The sequence below is a fragment of the Streptomyces sp. NPDC006326 genome (assembly GCF_040612915.1).
Classification (GTDB): Bacteria; Actinomycetota; Actinomycetes; order Streptomycetales; family Streptomycetaceae; genus Streptomyces.
On sequence record NZ_JBEXRC010000040.1, the window covers coordinates 1 to 16113 of the forward strand.

Sequence of the window (16113 nt, forward strand, 5' to 3'; positions counted from 1 at the left end):
CCTCCCCGGTGGGGTGGTTGGCGGGGGGGGCCTTTCTGTCGTGGGGGCGGGGGGGGCCCCCCCCCCCCCCCACCACGGGCCCCTTTCGCGTGCGAGGCCGCCGGGCGGCCGCGTACGGCTCCTACCAGGTGAAGCCCGGCTGGATCGCCATGCACTCCTGGTCGTTGTCGCCGTTGAGCGGGCGCGCGGAGTCCGGGGCCTTGGTCGGGGCGGGCGGCGGCGGGGTCGGCGCGTCGCCCGTCCGCCAGTCCTTGCCCACGAACAAGGTGATCCCGGAGACGTCGTCGGTCTTCTCCACCGAACCGGCCGGAAGGCCGAGGGCGGCGGCCAGGGCCGTCGCGTCGGCCGCCTGCGCGGGGTTGGAGAAACGGACCACGGTGGTGTCCTCGGCGGCCGTCTGGGTGGTGGCGGCCGCCTTCGTGAAGCCCTTGGCGACCAGCAGCGAGGCGACCGTGTCGGCCCGGCCCTTGACCCTGGCCTGTCCGCCGTCCTTGCCGCCGGTGCCGTTGCGCACCGAGACCGCGATCTTCGCGGGCGGGGCGGCCGGGGTGACGGCGGGCTGGGAGGGGGCGGTGGAGGCCGCCGGGGCCGCGGGGGAACCGGAGGCGGCCGGCCCCGACGGGCTGGCGGCCGGGTTGCCGGATCCCTTGCCGTCGAGCGCGATGTCCTCGCGGACCATCCGGAACACGTCCTCGGCCTCGCCCGGCTTGGGCTCGACCCGGCCCTCCTCGCGGGTGCTGTAGACCCACGGCATGGTGGTCATGGTGATCCGCCCGGTGGGGACCTTCTTGAGCTCCGTGCTGAGGTCGTACAGCTTGTCGATCTTGTTCAGGCCGGGGTCGACGACCATGGCCTTGATGGCCGCCTGCGCCAGGCTGTTGAGCTTCACGGGGTTGCTCAGCTTGGCGTTCTTGCGGAACTCGCGGGCCATCGAGTTCATGTACAGGTGCTGGGCGTGCGTGCGGCCGAGGTCGGTGCCGTCCTCGAAGCCGTAGCGGGTGCGCAGCCACTGCAGCGCCTGCTCGCCCTGGATGACGCTCTCGCCCTTGGGCAGCTTCAGGCCGGAGCCCTTGCCGTCCTTGGTGCGCGACTCCACGTTCTGCTGGACGCAGACGGGGACGCCGCCGATGGCGTCCGCCATCGTCACCACGCCCTTGAAGTCGATCATCATGAAGTGGTCGATCGGGATGTGCGTGAGCTCCTGCCAGGCGGCGACCGTGCAGCCCGGGCCGCCCCGGCTGAGGGACTCGTTGGTCTGCACGAGGCCCTTGCTGGCCGGGTGCACCTTGCCGCCGGGCTCGGTGCACTTCGGCATCATCAGCATCGTGTCGCGCGGCATCGACACCACCGACATGTTGCTGCGGTCCGCCGACAGGTGCAGCAGCATCTGCACGTCCGCGAGGGGCGGGCCGTCGAAGGTGTCCTTGGCGCCGCCGAGGGCCTGGTTGGCCGCGTCGTCACGGGCGTCGGAGCCGATGAGGAGGATGTTCAGCGGGGTCTGCCCGAAGGCGTTGGGCCTGGAGCCGCCCAGCTTGTTCTCGCCGAGGTTCAGCGCATCCGTCTTGATGCTGCCGTTGAGGTGGCGGTAGTAGAGGTAGCCGGCCGCCGCCGTCCCGAGTATGAGGAACGCCAGGACCGAGGAGACCCAGCGCAGTACGCGCCGCCGCCCCCGCCGGGGCGGTGTGCCGGCGCCGCCGCCGGAGCCGCCGCCGTTCCGCGGTGGTGGAACGGCTCCCGGCGCATCCGCCCCACTGCCGGATATGCCACCGGCGCCCTGGGCAGGCGCCCCCTCCCCCCGCACGCTGCTGTGCCTCACGCGTCCCCCCTCAAGATCACTCTGGTCTCAGTGTGCCGGTCGCACCGGCACGGGTCGGTGACCGGCCGGTCGTCGGCCGGCCGTCGGTAGCCGTACTCGTTCTCGGGCTCGCCGGGACGGCCGGGCGGGGCCCGGCCGTCCTCCGTGCTCCGCCTACTTGGCGCAGACCGCCTTGTCCGCCTCGACCCGCTGGATGTCCTCCGGCGCCTTCTGCGGCGCCGTCAGCGAGACCCCCGCCCCCTTGAAGTCCGCGCCGAGCGTGAGCTTCATCGGGGTCTTGGGCGCGGCGTCCGCCGAGCCCATCTTCAGCGCCGAGGCCGGCAGGCCCATCATGTCGGCCAACGCCCTTGCCTGGTCGGCCTGGTTGGGCGCGTACTCCAGCTGCGTCGCGTCGACCTTGGCGGGCGCGTTGCCCAGGTTGCTGGCCCGGGTGACGCCCTTGTTGTTCTGCAGCCAGGTCAGCGTCGCGGAGGCGGAGCCGCCGGGGCCGCCTCCGTTGTAGATGTCCACCCGTACGTCCTTGGCGGCGGCGCGCCCGCCCTGCAGCAGGGCGTCCTGCTTGGCCTTGGTCGCGGCGTCGGCCGCGTCCTTGGCCGCCTGCTCCTTCTGCTCGACCTCGGTGAGGGAGACGTCGTTGCGGATCATCTGCAGGAGCGGGTCGGCCACTGCCGTCTGGACGACGACGGTCGCCTTCTTGCCCACGGGCTCCGCCGGGTTGTCGAGCACCGGCAGGGTGGTGAAGGTGACGTTCTTCAGGTTCATGTCCTTCAACTCGCCCGCCAGGTCGGTGAGCTTGTCGATGGACCCTATCCCCGAGTCCACGGTCAGCGACTTGGTGGCCGCCTCGGCGAGGGAGAAGAACTTCTTCGGACTGGTCAGCGTTTCCTTCGACTTCATCTCGCGCATCATCGAACTCAGGAACTGCTGCTGGGTCTTGATGCGGTCGAGGTCGCTCTCGTTGCCGAAGGCGTGCCGGGTCCGGACGAAGGCCAGGGCCTCCTCGCCTTGGAGCCGGTGCTCGCCCTCGGAGAGCTTCAGCTTGGAGTCCTTGTCGTCGACGGGCTTGGCCAGGCAGACGGGCACGCCGCCGACCGCCGTGCTCAGCACCTTCACCGCGTTGAAGTCGACCATCATGAAGTGGTCGACCGTGATGCCGGTGAGGTCCTTGACCGTGCGCATCGTGCAGCCCGGGTCGCGGCCCTCCTGGCCGAGGCTGGTGTTGAAACGCGTGCCCCGCTGGCCCGGGATGGTCTTGGTCGAGCCGTCCGGCTGCTTCGTCGGGCAGGCCGGGATGTTCGTGATCAGGTCGCGCGGGATCGACAGGGCCGTCGCGTTGGTGCGGTCCTTGGCGACGTGGAACAGGATGGTGGTGTCGGCGTGGCCGACGCTCTCCGCGTCCCCGTAGCCCTCGTTGCCCGCGCCGCTGCGCTTGTCGGTGCCGATCACCAGGATGTTGATGGGCTGGTCCTTCTTGAACCCGCCCGTGCCCGCGTCCCCGACGTCCGTGACGTTGAGGTTGCCGTTCAGGTGGTCGTAGTAGAGGTACGCGCCCACCGAGCCCACGACGAGCAGGAAGGCCAGGGTGCCGCCGGTGATGACCAGGATCCTCTTGCGGCGCCCGCCTCCGCCGCCGCCCTTGCGGCCGGTGCGTCGCCCGGGCGGGCCGTCGCCGCGGCGCGGCCCGGGGACCGCGGGGGACGGCGAGGGCGAGGAGGGCCTGGGGGTGGCCGGCGCCCCGGTGCGGGCCGAGGATGGTCTGCGGGGAGCAGCGGCGACGGGGGGCTGCTGCTGCGCAGCGGAGCGGTCCAGTCGCAGTTCGTAGTTGCCGGTGCGGGGGTTGAGTACCCACTGGTCTGCGGGGTCGATCTCGTCCGCCCGCCCACGGCTTTGCGCATCCACGGTTGCTCGAATCCTCCGTCGGTGCCTCGCGACGCGCCTCCCCCAAGGCGCCCGGTCAACGATCCGGCTGCTGGTGCACGGCCTCTTTGCTGGCCGGGGCACCGGATCGCTCACCTTATCCGCCCCGGTCTGCTCCAAACCATGCTGGTGACAAATTCCACTCCCCTTATAACGGGGCAAAACTCCCAAGCCTCTTGGTTCGAGACCGCCCTTGGCGATTGCTTTACCGGCATTCGGCCGTGTCGGCGGTGGTTCCGGTGAAGGTGGGGACGGGTGCGGGGGCCGTTCCGGTTCCGGACGGGGAAGGACTCGCCTCGTCAGCGCTGCCCTGGGCACCGCCCGGCCTGCGCCCGGTTCCGGTCGGCTGCGGCGCCGCCGGCTTCGGCGGGGTCACCGTCAGCGGCTGGTCCGCCCGCAACTGCGCGAACAGCCGACTCGCCTCGGGTTGTACCAGTTCGTCACGGTTCGGGTTGGCCGCGTACGGCCGCCGCGGCACGGTCAGGAACCGGACCTGATCGGTCGGTATCCCCCGGACGCTCCGGGCCAGCTCGTACAGGTCCCGCAGCGAGGCCAGCCCCGGGTCGGTGGTCACCGAGGAGGTCGCCGCGTCCAGCAGCGGGTACAGCCGCGCCGGGTTCAGCAGCACCCCGTTGCTCTGCACCTTCTTGACCAGGGAGCCCAGGAACTGCTGCTGGCGGGCCATCCGGTCGGTGTCGCTGCCGTTGCCCAGGCTGTAGCGGGCGCGGACGAAGCCGAGGGCCTGCTCGCCGCGCAGGGTCTGCCGGCCGGCCGGGAGCTTCAGCCGGGCCTCGGGGTCGTTCATCGGCTGCTTGAGGCAGACCTCCACGCCGCCGACCGCCTCGACCATCTTCTTGAAGCCGCCGAAGTCCACCACCATGTGGTGGTCGATCCGGATCCCGGTGAGCTTCTCCACCGTACGGATCGTGCAGGCGGCCCCGCCCCACTGGAACGCCCAGTTGAACTGCGCGAGCTGCTCGGAGGTGCGGCTGCCGCCCGGGGTCAGGCAGCTCGGGATCCGCGTCATCAGGTCCCGGGGTATGGAGACCGCCGTCGCACTCTTACGGTCGGCCGGCAGGTGCAGCAGGATCGCGGTGTCCGAGCGCTGGGTGCCCTGGTCCTGTCCGTAGCGGGCGTTCTCCTTGCCGGAGCGCGAGTCCGAGCCGATCACCAGGATGTTCTGCGAGCCGTCCGCCAGGTGCGTGGGACGCTCCCGCTCGTAGCGCTCCAGCTCGGCCGCCGCCGAGGTGTCCTCGGTGATGTTCCCGTCGAGCTTGGAGTACAGCCACCAGCCCGCCGCCGTCCCGCCCAGCACCAGCACGACCAGCACGAGCCCCACCCAGCGCAGCAGTCGGCGCCGGCGGCTGCGCGGAGGCTTCGGGGAGCCTCCGGCGACACCGGTACCACCGGGTATGCCTGCGCTGTCCGACACTCGCCTACCGTCCCCTCACCGCTCTGCGCTGTGTGGTGACCTGCGGGCCGTCCGGGTGTACGCACGGCCTGTGCCGATCCTGCCCCCGGGGCACCGGGGCGGCCCGGGGGCAGGGCCCGGTCAAGGGCCGTACGGGTGACAAATCGCCCGAGGTGGCGACTGGGCGAAGTGGGTGACGGGAAGCAACGCAGCGTAACGGCCGGGCGGGCCGGGCTACCGGGCGGTGTGGGTGACGCGCTCGCTCTCGGTCCGCTGCGCCAGCCCGTCCGCCGGCAACCGGTCCAGGTTCCGGCAGAGCACGACCGACCCGCCCGCCGCAAGGGCCGCGAACAGGCCCGCCGACAGTCCCTCCCAGGAGTCGTAGCCGAGCCCCGACAGCAGCCGGGAGCCCTCGCCCAGGCCGAGCTTCGCCGCGTCCTCCCGGGCCCGCTCGACGATCCCCGCGTACGAGAGCTCCTCGCCCCCGACCACGAGCCCCGGGCCGTCCGGGTCGACGGGGACGAACGGCGCGAACCGGTCGCCCTGCCCGGGCACCTCCACCGCGTAGTCCGCGAACCCGGCGGGCGGCTGGGGGAACCGGCCGCCCAGCGGACGCAGCGCGAGCGCGATCCGCTCACCGGGGCAGGCAGCCGCCTCCTCCAGGGTGTCGGGCCCGCTCACCACGAGGTCGGCGCCGGCCGGGTCACCGCCCACCTCGGCCACCACCCCGACCGAGACGCAGGCGAGCAGCCACACGGCGCTCTGCCAGTGCGCGGGCAGCAGCAGGGCGAGCCGGTCACCGGGCCCGGCGCCCAGGTCGCCCTGGAGCAGATTGGCGGTCTTGGCCACCCAATTGGCGAAGGTGGCGACGGACAATTCGACGCGCTCGCCCGTGGCGTCGTCGTAGAAGGTGACGAGCGGGCGGCCCGGATCGGCGGCGAGCGCGGATCGCAGCAGGTCGGCAGGGGTGCGGTCAGTGGCGTTCACCCGGCCCAGCGTACGCGGCGCCCTCCCCCGTACGGCCGTCGGCGACTGCTCCGTACGGGCGAGCGCCGGGGCCCGCGGACCGGACGGACCGTCAGTTCTCGGATGGCGGCCCGGGGTGCGTGTGCCCAGCATCTCTTCCATGCGTGGATTCCTTGCTTCCTCGATCGCCGTCGCGACCGCGGCCGCACTGGCCCTGCCGCTCTCGCTCGCCACTCCTGCCCAGGCCGCTGCGTCCCCGTCCGCAGCCTCCCCGGTGACCCCCGCCGGGTCGACCCGGTCACTGCCGCTCGTCCCCCTGGGTCCCTCGGCCGACCGGTCTCCCGGCGTACCCGGCATGAGCGCCTCGCCACGGCTGCCCGAGACCCGGGGGCTGACCCCGCACGAGGTCAAGAGGTTCTCGCTGGTCGGTGTGGTCTGGGACGACGCGCGCACCGAGCTGTTCGGCCGCGTCCAGGTCCGCACCCGTTCCGTGGGGACCGGGGCCTGGTCCGCATGGCAGGACCTGGAGACCCACAACGGCGAGCACGCCGCCGACCCGGACGCCGCGGAGCGCGGCTCCGGCCGGGTCCGGGGCAGCACCGCCCCCCTGTGGGTCGGCGACTCCGACGGCGTGGAGGTCCGCGTCCAGGCCGAACCCGCGCCGCCCGGTCTGCGCGCGTCCGCCGCGCACCGGCTGCCCTCGGGCATGCGCATCGAACTCGTCGACCCGGGCTCGACGGACCCGGTGACGACGGTGGTCGACGCCAAGAACGGCGGGCACGGGGCGGACGACCCCGACGGGGCGACCGGCGCGACCGGACCCACGGGGGCACCGGGCGCGGTCGACGCGGTCGACGACCCCGAGGGCGACGACAAGGGCGACGTGGTGACCCTGCCGGGCATGACCATGGAGATGGCGGAGTCCTCCTCCGCGAACGTCCCCCTGGCCCCGCTCGGCGCGACCGAGATCACCGCCCTCGACAAGGCCGACTCCACCGCGGACGCGATCCTCGCGAGCGACGGCGAACTCACCGCGGCCTCCCGCCCCTACATCGGCCCGCGGCCGAGGATCATCACCCGCAAGGGCTGGGGCGCCGACGAGACCCTGCGCGAGAAGGGCTTCGTCTACACCAACACCGTCAAGGCGGCCTTCGTCCACCACACCGCCTCCGGCAACAACTACGCCTGCAAGGACGCCCCGGCGGTACTCCGCAGCCTGTACCGCTACCACGTCGTCAGCAGCGGCTGGCGCGACATCGGCTACAACTTCGCCGTCGACAAGTGCGGAACGGTCTACGAGGGCCGGGCGGGCGGCGTCGCCAAGGCGGTCCTCGGGGCGCACACCATGGGGTTCAACACGGACAGCATGGGCATCGCGGTGATCGGCACCTACACGAGCACCGCCCCGCCGGCCGCCGCGGTGAGCGCGGTGGCCCGCCTGACGGCGTGGAAGCTCGGCCTGTTCAACCGCGACCCGCGCACGAAGACCACCCTCAAGTCGGGCGGCGGCAACCGCTTCGCGAAGGGCACCAACGTCAAGATGAACGTCATCTCCGGGCACCGCGACGGCTTCGCCACCGAATGCCCCGGCCGCCTCCTGTACGGGCAGCTGCCCCCGACCCGCCTCTCCTCGGCCAAGCTGCAGGGCCGCCCGTAGGCGCTGTCGTCGACCTCCGCCCGAACGGCCCCGGGAGGTCGGCGAACTGAAGGTCCTCCGGGGCCCTTGCGGTTCAGCGGTCGGAGGAGAAGCGCACCGCGGCGGGCGGGAGTTCGGCCTCGCACCACACGCGGGCTCCACCGCGCAGCTCGTTGTCCGACCCCACGACGGCGCGGTCGCCGACGACCGCCCCCTCCAGGACCGTACGCGCGCCCACCGAGGCGGCGACGCCGATGAGGCTGGCCCGGACCTGCGTGTCCGCGCCGATGACCGCGTCGTCGAGCACGATCGAGCCGTGCACGACGGCGCCCGCCCCGATCCGGGCCCCCGCGCCGACGACGGTGCCGCCGGAGAGCTCGGCCCCCGGCGCGACGCTCGCGCCGGGCAGGACCAGTGCCTCTCCGCGCGGGCCGGGGACGGCCGGGGAGGCGACGACGCCGCGGACCAGGTCGGCGGAGGCCTGGACGAAGGACTCGGGCTTGCCGAGGTCCAGCCAGTACGTGTTCTCGGTGACCCCGTGCAGTTTCGCGCCGGAGGCGAGCAGCCCGGGGAAGGTCTCGCGCTCGACCGAGACGGGGCGGCCCGCCGGGATCGAGTCGATCACGCTGCGGCGGAAGACGTAGCAGCCGGCGTTGACCTGGTCGGTGACGATCTCCTCGGGCGTCTGCGGCTTCTCGGTGAAGGCCAGCACCCGCCCGTCCGGGTCGGTGGGCACCAGGCCGAAGGCGCGCGGGTCGTCGACCTGCACCAGGTGCAGGGAGACGTCCGCGGCGGCGGCCCGGTGCGAGTCGACGAGGCCCGCGATGTCCAGGCCGGTGAGGATGTCGCCGTTGAAGACGAGCACCGGGGAGTCGGGGCCGCCGGTCAGGCGCTGCGCCGCGTTGCGGATGGCGCCGCCGGTGCCGAGCGGCTCGTCCTCGACGACGTATTCGAGGCTGACGCCGAACGCGGAGCCGTCGCCGAAGTAGGGCTCGAAGACCTCGGCGAGGTAGCAGGTGGCCATCACGATGTGGGTGACGCCGGCTGCCGCCGCCCGGGCTATCTGGTGGGCGAGGAAGGGCACGCCCGCCGCGCGCACCATCGGCTTCGGGGTGTTGACCGTGACGGGGCGCAGACGCGTCCCCTGCCCCCCGACCAGCAGGATCGCTTCCAAAATTTGCCTCTCCCCACCCGGTTCGGGAGTCCGAAGGTCCAAAGTTAGCCCATCCGGGGGGCCTCGCAGCCCGGGGGCGGCGGAATCGCGCCGCCCCCGGCCGACGGTGCCGTTACGGCAGGTTCCTCGCCATGACGATCCGCTGGACCTGGTTCGTACCTTCATAAATCTGCGTGATCTTGGCGTCGCGCATCATGCGCTCGACCGGGTAGTCACGGGTGTAGCCGTAGCCGCCGAGCAGCTGGACCGCGTCCGTGGTGACCTCCATGGCCACGTCGGAGGCGAAGCACTTGGCGGCGGCGCCGAAGAAGGTCAGGTCGCCGTCGACGCGCTCGGACTTGGCCGCGGCCGCGTACGTCAGCTGGCGGGCGGCCTCGATCTTCATGGCCATGTCCGCGAGCATGAACTGCACGCCCTGGAAGTCGCCGATCGGCTTGCCGAACTGCTTGCGCTCCTGGACGTAGCCCTTGGCGTAGTCCAGGGCGCCCTGGGCGATGCCGAGCGCCTGGGCCGCGATGGTGATGCGGGTGTGGTCGAGGGTCTTCATCGCGGTGGCGAAGCCGGTGCCCTCGGCGCCGATCATGCGGTCGGCGGGGATGCGCACGTTGTCGAGGTAGACCTCGCGGGTCGGGGAGCCCTTGATGCCGAGCTTCTTCTCCGGGGCGCCGAAGGAGACGCCCTCGTCGCCCTTCTCGACGACGAAGGCGCTGATGCCCTTGGAGCGCTTCTCCGGGTCGGTGACCGCCATGACGGTGTAGTACTCGGAGACGCCCGCGTTGGTGATCCAGCGCTTGACGCCGTTGAGGATCCAGTGGTCCCCGTCGCGCACGGCGCGGGTCTTCATGCCCGCGGCGTCGGAGCCGGCGTCGGGCTCCGAGAGCGCGTACGAGAACATCGCGTCGCCCTTGGCCAGCGGGCCGAGGTACTTGGCCTTGAGCTCCTCGGAGCCGGAGAGGATCACCGGGAGGGAGCCGAGCTTGTTCACGGCCGGGATCAGGGAGGAGGAGGCGCACACGCGGGCCACCTCCTCGATCACGATCACGGTGGCGAGGGCGTCGGCGCCCGCGCCGCCGTAGGTCTCCGGGACGTGCACGGCGTGCAGGTCGTTGGCGACGAGGGCGTCCAGGGCCTCCTGCGGGAAGCGGGCTTCCTCGTCCACCGCGGCGGCGAACGGGAGGATCTTCGCCTCGGCGAGCGAGCGGACGGACTCTCGGAGCATGTCGTGCTCCTCGGCCGGGCGGTACAGGTCGAAGTCGGCAGAACCCGCCAAGATCTCTCACTCCCCAAGGTGAACCATGTGCTAACTACCGTTAAGTAACCCAAATCTTAGTGTCCGGCGTCCGCGCAGCGATATGTACGGGGCACGTGAGCTGCATGACAGCGGTGTCGCTCCTGTGAGCGTCCCCTGCGGCGGGCGCGACTATGCTCGGTTGCCGCACACGGCCCCGCACCTCTGGAGCACCCATGGCCCCCCTCAAGATCACTGTGATCGGCACCGGCTACCTCGGCGCCACGCATGCCGCGGCGATGGCGGAGCTGGGCTTCGAGGTGCTCGGTCTGGACGTGGTGCCGGAGAAGATCGAGATGCTGGCCGCGGGCCGGGTGCCGATGTACGAGCCGGGGCTGGAGGAACTGCTCGCCGCGCACGTCGCCGGGCTGCCGGGGTCCTCGGGGCGGCTCCGCTTCACCCAGTCGTGGGAGGAGGTCGGCGCCTTCGGCGACGTCCACTTCGTCTGCGTGAACACCCCGCAGAAGCACGGTGAGTACGCCTGCGACATGTCGTACGTCGACTCCGCCGTCGAGTCGCTCGCCCCGCACCTGACCCGGCCGGTCCTGGTGGTCGGCAAGTCGACCGTGCCGGTGGGCTCCGCGGAGCGGCTCGCGGCGAAGCTGGCGCAGCTCGCCCCGGCGGGCGCGGACGTGGAGCTGGCCTGGAACCCGGAGTTCCTGCGGGAGGGCTTCGCCGTGCAGGACACCCTGCACCCGGACCGGATCGTGATCGGCGTCCAGGGCGACCGCGGCGAGAAGCTGCTGCGGGAGGTGTACGAGACGCCGATGGCGGAGGGCACCCCGCTGGTGGTGACCGACTTCCCGACGGCCGAGCTGGTCAAGACGGCGGCCAATTCCTTCCTGGCCACGAAGATCTCCTTCATCAACGCGATGGCGGAGGTCTGCGAGGCGGCCGGCGGCGACGTGGTCAAGCTGGCCGAGGCCATCGGCTACGACGAGCGGATCGGCGCGAAGTTCCTGCGCGCCGGGATCGGTTTCGGCGGCGGCTGCCTGCCCAAGGACATCCGCGCCTTCATGGCCCGCGCCGGCGAGCTCGGCGCGGACCAGGCGCTGACCTTCCTGCGGGAGGTCGACTCGATCAACATGCGCCGCCGCGGGCACATGGTGGAGCTGGCCCGGGAGGCCGTCGGCGGCGCCTTCCTCGGCAAGCGGGTCGCGGTGCTCGGCGCCACCTTCAAGCCGGACTCGGACGACGTCCGCGACTCCCCCGCGCTGAACGTGGCCGGGCAGATCCACCTCCAGGGCGGGCAGGTGACCGTCTACGACCCGAAGGGCATGGACAACGCCCGCCGCGTCTTCCCGACGCTGGGCTACGCCGACTCGGCCCTGGAGGCGGCCCGCGGCGCGGACGTGGTCCTGCACCTCACGGAGTGGCGGGAGTTCCGCACCCTCGACCCGGTCGAGCTCGGCTCCGTCGTCACCGACCGCCTCATCCTCGACGGCCGCAACGCCCTGGACCCGGAAACCTGGCGCGCGGCCGACTGGACGTACCGCGCGATGGGGCGTCCCCGCGCCTGAGCGCGGACGGCCCCGACGGACGGAGTCCGGCGCAGCGGCCCGAAGCCCGCAAGGCCCCCCGGGGCCGAGCGGCGCGAGGGACGCGTCAAGAAGGGGACGTACCGCGCGATGGGGCGTCCCCGCGCCTGAGCCTTTCAGGGGGTCTTGCGGTACTGCGCCGCGCGAGCCGTGAACTCCGCGTCGAACAGAACCCGCTCGGCGTTGCCCCAGGTGAGCAGGGCCAGGTCGGTCTCCGGCCAGCCGCGTTCGAGGAGTTCCGCGATCAGCCGGGGATAGCCCGAGGGGTCGGTCAGGCCCGTCGGGCGGGGGATGCCCGGCTCGCTGCCGAAGGTGGCGCCCAGGCCCACGCAGTGCGGGCCCGCCACGGCCCGTACGTGGTCGACGTGGTCGGCCACCGCGTGCAGGCTGTCTCCGGTCTGCGCGGCGTCGAAGGTGACCATTGCCAGTCCGCCCGCCTCCCGCAGCGCGAGCAGCACCTCGTCGGTCACGTTCCCCGGGTGGGGGTTCAGCGCGGCGGCTCCCGTGTGCGAGACGATCACCGGGGCCTTGGAGGCCCCGGTCAGCTGGCAGGCCACCGCCGGGGTGCAGCCGGTCAGGTCCACCAGCATCGCCAGCCGGTTCATCTCCTTGACGACCTCGTGGCCGAAGGCCGTCAGCTCGTCCCGCGCCCAGGGCGCCCCGGCCGGCGCGAGGATCCGTACGCCCAGGGCGTGGAAGGCCCGCAGCGCGCCCAGCGAGCCGGTCAGCGTACGGCCGGGCACCGGGCCCAGGAACGAGGCGATCCGGCCCCGGTTGCGGGCATCGGCCATGTCGTTCGCGGTCAGCGCGAAGCACAGGCCGTCGGGATAGCGGCGCATCAGCGCCAGCGCCGCGTCGATCTGGTCGAGGGTGTCGGACAGGACCTGGTCCGGGGACGAGGCCTCGTGCGGCAGCATCAGCGACCAGAACTGGGCGCCCACCCCGCCGGCCCGCAGCCGCGGGATGTCGGTGTCGACCCCGGCGTCCGGGGTGTCGATGTCGTGGTACGGGCTCTGGCGCAGCGTCCACACCAGGGTGTTGTGCCCGTCCGCCACGGGATGGACGGACAGCAGCTCGACGGCCCGTTCCAGGGCGCCGGCCGCCGCGTCTGCGGGCAGGTCCTCGGCTCCTGCGGAGCCCAGGGGAGCCGGGTCGGCGGTGTAGGCCGCATTCCCGGCGTTCGGTTCATCCTGCAGGTCGGCCATGGCGTTCGCTCCGGTCTCGGCGGCAGCAGGGAGAGGGGTCCTGCCACGGTGCCACGCCCAGCGGCCGGGCCGCCCGGCGGATGGGGCGTTCGGGTGAACCCGCAGGTCACACCTGGTGGCCCCATCCTCCGGGGAGCGGCCGGCCCGCTAGGTGGCCGACTGCAGCACGGCGTTGGACGGTCCCCGCGTGGCGGAGAGCTCCCGCGCCACGGCCTCGGCGTCGCGCAGCGCCCGTACCGCGTTGGACCAGGTCAGCTTGGCCAGGTCCGCCCGGGACCAGCCGCGGGTCAGGAGCTCCGCGATCAGGTTCGGGTATCCGGCCACGTCGTCCAGGCCGGCGGGGGTGAAGGCGGTGCCGTCGTAGTCCCCGCCGATGCCGATGTGGTCGACGCCGGCCACCTCCCGCATGTGGTCCAGGTGGTCGGCCACCGTCGCGGCCGTGGCCACCGGGCGCGGGTGCTCGGCCTCGAAGGCCCGGTGCAGGGCCATCGCCTCCCCCGTGGTGTCCAGCGGGTGGAAGCCGTGCGCCCGCAGGTTCTCGTCCGCCGCGAGGGTCCACTCGACCGCCGCGGGGAGGATGAACTTGGGGACGAAGGTGGCCATCGCCACCCCGCCGTTGGCGGGCAGCTGCGCCAGCACGTCGTCCGGTACGTTGCGCGGATGGTCGCAGACCGCCCGCGCGGACGAGTGGGAGAAGATCACCGGCGCCGCGGAGACGGCGATCGCGTCCCGCATGGTCGTCGCCGCGACGTGCGAGAGGTCGACGAGCATGCCGATGCGGTTCATCTCGCGGACGACCTCGCGGCCGAAGTCGCTCAGACCGCCGTGGCGTGCCTCGTCGGTCGCCGAATCCGCCCAGTCGATCGTGTCGTTGTGCGTCAGCGTCATGTACCGCACGCCCAGCTGGTGCAGGGCGCGCAGGGTGGCGAGCGAGTTGTTGATGGAGTGGCCGCCCTCGGCGCCCATCAGCGAGGCGATCCGGCCGTCCGCGCGGGCCGCTTCCATGTCGTCCGCCGTCAGAGCCCGTACGAGGTCCGCCGGGTAACGCCCGATCAGCTGGGCGACGGCGTCGATCTGCTCCAGGGTGGCGCTGACCGCCTCGTCGCCGGCGTAGTCGGAGCGCACGTAGACCGACCAGAACTGCGCACCGACCCCGCCGGCGCGCAGCCGCGGGATGTCGGTGTGCAGGTGTGCGGACTGGTCTGCGGCGATGTCCCGCCTGTCGAGGTCGTAGCGCACCTGCTGGCGCAGCGCCCAGGGCAGGTCGTTGTGCCCGTCGACGACCGGGTGCCCGGCGAGCAGCTCGCGGGCCTCGGCCAGCCGGCCGGACGCGGCCGCACCGGCCGCTCCCGCCCGGCCCGCCCCGGCCTCGCCGGCCGCGCTCACTTGCCGAATCCGAAGGACTCCGCGCCCGCCACCTTGGCGCGCAGCCGCTTGCCCTTCTCGGTGGCCTGGTCGTTCAGCTCCTGCTGGAAGTCCCGCATCCGGCCCAGCAGCTCCGGGTCGTGGGCGGCGAGCATCCGTACGGCCAGCAGCCCGGCGTTGCGCGCCCCGGCGACGGAGACGGTGGCGACGGGAACCCCGGCGGGCATCTGGACGATCGACAGCAGCGAGTCCATGCCGTCGAGGTACTTCAGCGGGACGGGGACGCCGATGACCGGCAGGGGCGTGACCGAGGCGAGCATGCCGGGCAGGTGGGCCGCGCCGCCGGCACCCGCGATGATCGCCTTCAGGCCGCGGTCGGCCGCCTGCTCCCCGTACGCGACCATCTCGCGCGGCATCCGGTGCGCGGAGACCACGTCGACCTCGTAGGAGATCTCGAACTCGTCCAGCGCCTGCGCGGCGGCCTCCATGACGGGCCAGTCGGAGTCCGAGCCCATGACGATGCCGATGACGGGACCTGCGGTAGCGGTGCTCATTCGGTGATCGTTCCTCTGAGGTAGCCGGCAGCGTGACGTGCGCGCTCCAGCACATCGTCCAGGTCGTCGCCGTAGGTGTTGACGTGGCCGACCTTGCGGCCGTGTTTCACGTCCTTGCCGTACATGTGGATCTTCAGCTGCGGGTCGTGGGCCATGCAGTGCAGGTACGCCGCGTACATGTCGGGGTAGTCCCCGCCGAGCACGTTCGCCATGACCGTCCAGCGGGCCCGGGGGCGCGGGTCGCCCAGGGGGAGGTCCAGGACCGCGCGGACGTGGTTGGCGAACTGGGAGGTGACGGCGCCGTCCTGGGTCCAGTGGCCGCTGTTGTGCGGGCGCATGGCCAGTTCGTTGACCAGGATCCGGCCGTCGGCGGTCTCGAACAGCTCCACGGCCAGGTGGCCGGTCACGCCGAGTTCCTTGGCGATGCGCAGGGCGAGGGCCTGGGCCTCGCCCGCGAGGGCCTCGGAGAGGTTCGGGGCGGGGGCGATCACCGTGTCGCACACGCCGTCGACCTGGATGGATTCCACCACGGGGTAGGCCACGGCCTGGCCGTGCGGGGAGCGGACGATGTTGGCCGCGAGCTCGCGGACGAAATCGACCTTCTCCTCCGCCAGGACCGGGACGCCCGCCTTGAAGGGGGCCTGCGCGTCCTCCACGGACCGCACGAACCACACGCCCTTGCCGTCGTAGCCGCCGCGCACGGTCTTGAGGATGACGGGGAAGCCGCCCACCTCTTGCGCGAACGCGGCCGCGTCCGCCGGATCGCTCACGATCCGGTGGCGGGGGCTGGGCGCGCCGATCTCGTCGAGCTTGGCGCGCATCACCCCCTTGTCCTGGGCGTGCACCAAGGCGTCGGGCCCCGGACGGACGGGGATTCCGTCCGCTTCCAGGGCCCGCAGGTGTTCGGTGGGTACGTGCTCGTGATCGAAGGTGATCACGTCGCAGCCGCGCGCGAAGGCGCGCAGCGTGTCCAGGTCGCGATAGTCGCCGATGACGACGTCGTTCACGACCAGGGCCGCCGAGTCCTGTGGGGTGTCACTGAGGAGCTTGAATCTGATGCCGAGGGGGATGCCCGCCTCGTGGGTCATGCGGGCGAGCTGTCCGCCGCCGACCATGCCGACTACCGGGAACGTCACCCCTCCAGAGTATCCGCCGGTATTCCGCCATCCGGACGTGACCCTGGCCCGTACGCGCCGATGTGGCTCGTCTCATCCTCCGGGTGTGCCGTGCGTCGCACGGTGTG

General features: G+C 72.3%; 12 protein-coding genes. 2 read left to right on the top strand and 10 right to left on the bottom strand.

Going from position 1 to position 16113, the window contains the following annotated elements; genetic code table 11:
- Nucleotides 1-121: 121 nt before the first annotated feature.
- The 4 genes from ABZ128_RS26510 to ABZ128_RS26525 all read right to left on the bottom strand — a co-directional run bounded on the left by ABZ128_RS26510 (nt 122) and on the right by ABZ128_RS26525 (nt 6131).
- Complete coding sequence (locus tag ABZ128_RS26510; protein WP_356851318.1) at nt 122-1816, bottom strand: LCP family protein; 1695 nt, start codon at nt 1814-1816, stop codon at nt 122-124.
- Nucleotides 1817-1969: 153 nt separating this feature from the next.
- On the bottom strand, nt 1970-3715 hold the full coding sequence (locus ABZ128_RS26515) for an LCP family protein (RefSeq protein WP_356851319.1): 1746 nt from the start codon (nt 3713-3715) through the stop codon (nt 1970-1972).
- A 223-nt stretch (nt 3716-3938) separates the two neighbouring features.
- The gene (locus tag ABZ128_RS26520) at nt 3939-5165 is read right to left on the bottom strand and encodes an LCP family protein (RefSeq protein WP_356851320.1); all 1227 of its coding nucleotides are present in this window, start codon (nt 5163-5165) and stop codon (nt 3939-3941) included.
- Between the two features lie 213 nt (nt 5166-5378).
- Nucleotides 5379-6131: a TIGR03089 family protein gene (locus ABZ128_RS26525; RefSeq protein WP_356851321.1), complete on the bottom strand. Its 753-nt coding sequence runs from the start codon at nt 6129-6131 to the stop codon at nt 5379-5381.
- 139 nt (nt 6132-6270) lie between these two features.
- Here ABZ128_RS26525 and ABZ128_RS26530 point away from each other — a divergent pair, with 139 nt between their 5' ends.
- Nucleotides 6271-7767, top strand: coding sequence for a peptidoglycan recognition protein (locus tag ABZ128_RS26530; protein ID WP_356851322.1), 1497 nt, complete (start codon nt 6271-6273; stop codon nt 7765-7767).
- A 73-nt stretch (nt 7768-7840) separates the two neighbouring features.
- Here the strand turns inward: ABZ128_RS26530 and ABZ128_RS26535 are convergent, their stop codons facing one another.
- Both ABZ128_RS26535 and ABZ128_RS26540 read right to left on the bottom strand, forming a co-directional pair.
- Nucleotides 7841-8923 (bottom strand): NDP-sugar synthase, encoded by a 1083-nt coding sequence (locus ABZ128_RS26535; RefSeq protein ID WP_356851367.1) that lies wholly within the window; start codon nt 8921-8923, stop codon nt 7841-7843.
- 109 nt (nt 8924-9032) lie between these two features.
- Nucleotides 9033-10190: an acyl-CoA dehydrogenase family protein gene (locus tag ABZ128_RS26540; RefSeq protein ID WP_356851323.1), complete on the bottom strand. Its 1158-nt coding sequence runs from the start codon at nt 10188-10190 to the stop codon at nt 9033-9035.
- Between the two features lie 194 nt (nt 10191-10384).
- On the opposite strand from ABZ128_RS26540, the gene ABZ128_RS26545 reads away from it, so the two are divergent.
- The gene (locus ABZ128_RS26545; RefSeq protein WP_356851324.1) at nt 10385-11728 is read left to right on the top strand and encodes a UDP-glucose/GDP-mannose dehydrogenase family protein; all 1344 of its coding nucleotides are present in this window, start codon (nt 10385-10387) and stop codon (nt 11726-11728) included.
- Between the two features lie 134 nt (nt 11729-11862).
- On the opposite strand, the gene ABZ128_RS26550 is transcribed toward ABZ128_RS26545, so the two are convergent.
- The 4 genes from ABZ128_RS26550 to ABZ128_RS26565 form a co-directional block, all read right to left on the bottom strand.
- Nucleotides 11863-12951, bottom strand: a complete 1089-nt coding sequence (locus ABZ128_RS26550) for a membrane dipeptidase (RefSeq protein ID WP_356851325.1) — start codon at nt 12949-12951, stop codon at nt 11863-11865.
- A gap of 147 nt (nt 12952-13098) precedes the next feature.
- On the bottom strand, nt 13099-14271 hold the full coding sequence (locus tag ABZ128_RS26555) for a dipeptidase (RefSeq protein WP_356851368.1): 1173 nt from the start codon (nt 14269-14271) through the stop codon (nt 13099-13101).
- A 62-nt stretch (nt 14272-14333) separates the two neighbouring features.
- Complete coding sequence (gene purE / locus ABZ128_RS26560; protein WP_356851326.1) at nt 14334-14870, bottom strand: 5-(carboxyamino)imidazole ribonucleotide mutase; 537 nt, start codon at nt 14868-14870, stop codon at nt 14334-14336.
- Nucleotides 14867-16006, bottom strand: a complete 1140-nt coding sequence (locus ABZ128_RS26565) for a 5-(carboxyamino)imidazole ribonucleotide synthase (RefSeq protein ID WP_356851327.1) — start codon at nt 16004-16006, stop codon at nt 14867-14869. Before ABZ128_RS26565 ends, purE begins: the two co-directional genes overlap by 4 nt.
- Nucleotides 16007-16113: the final 107 nt, after the last annotated feature.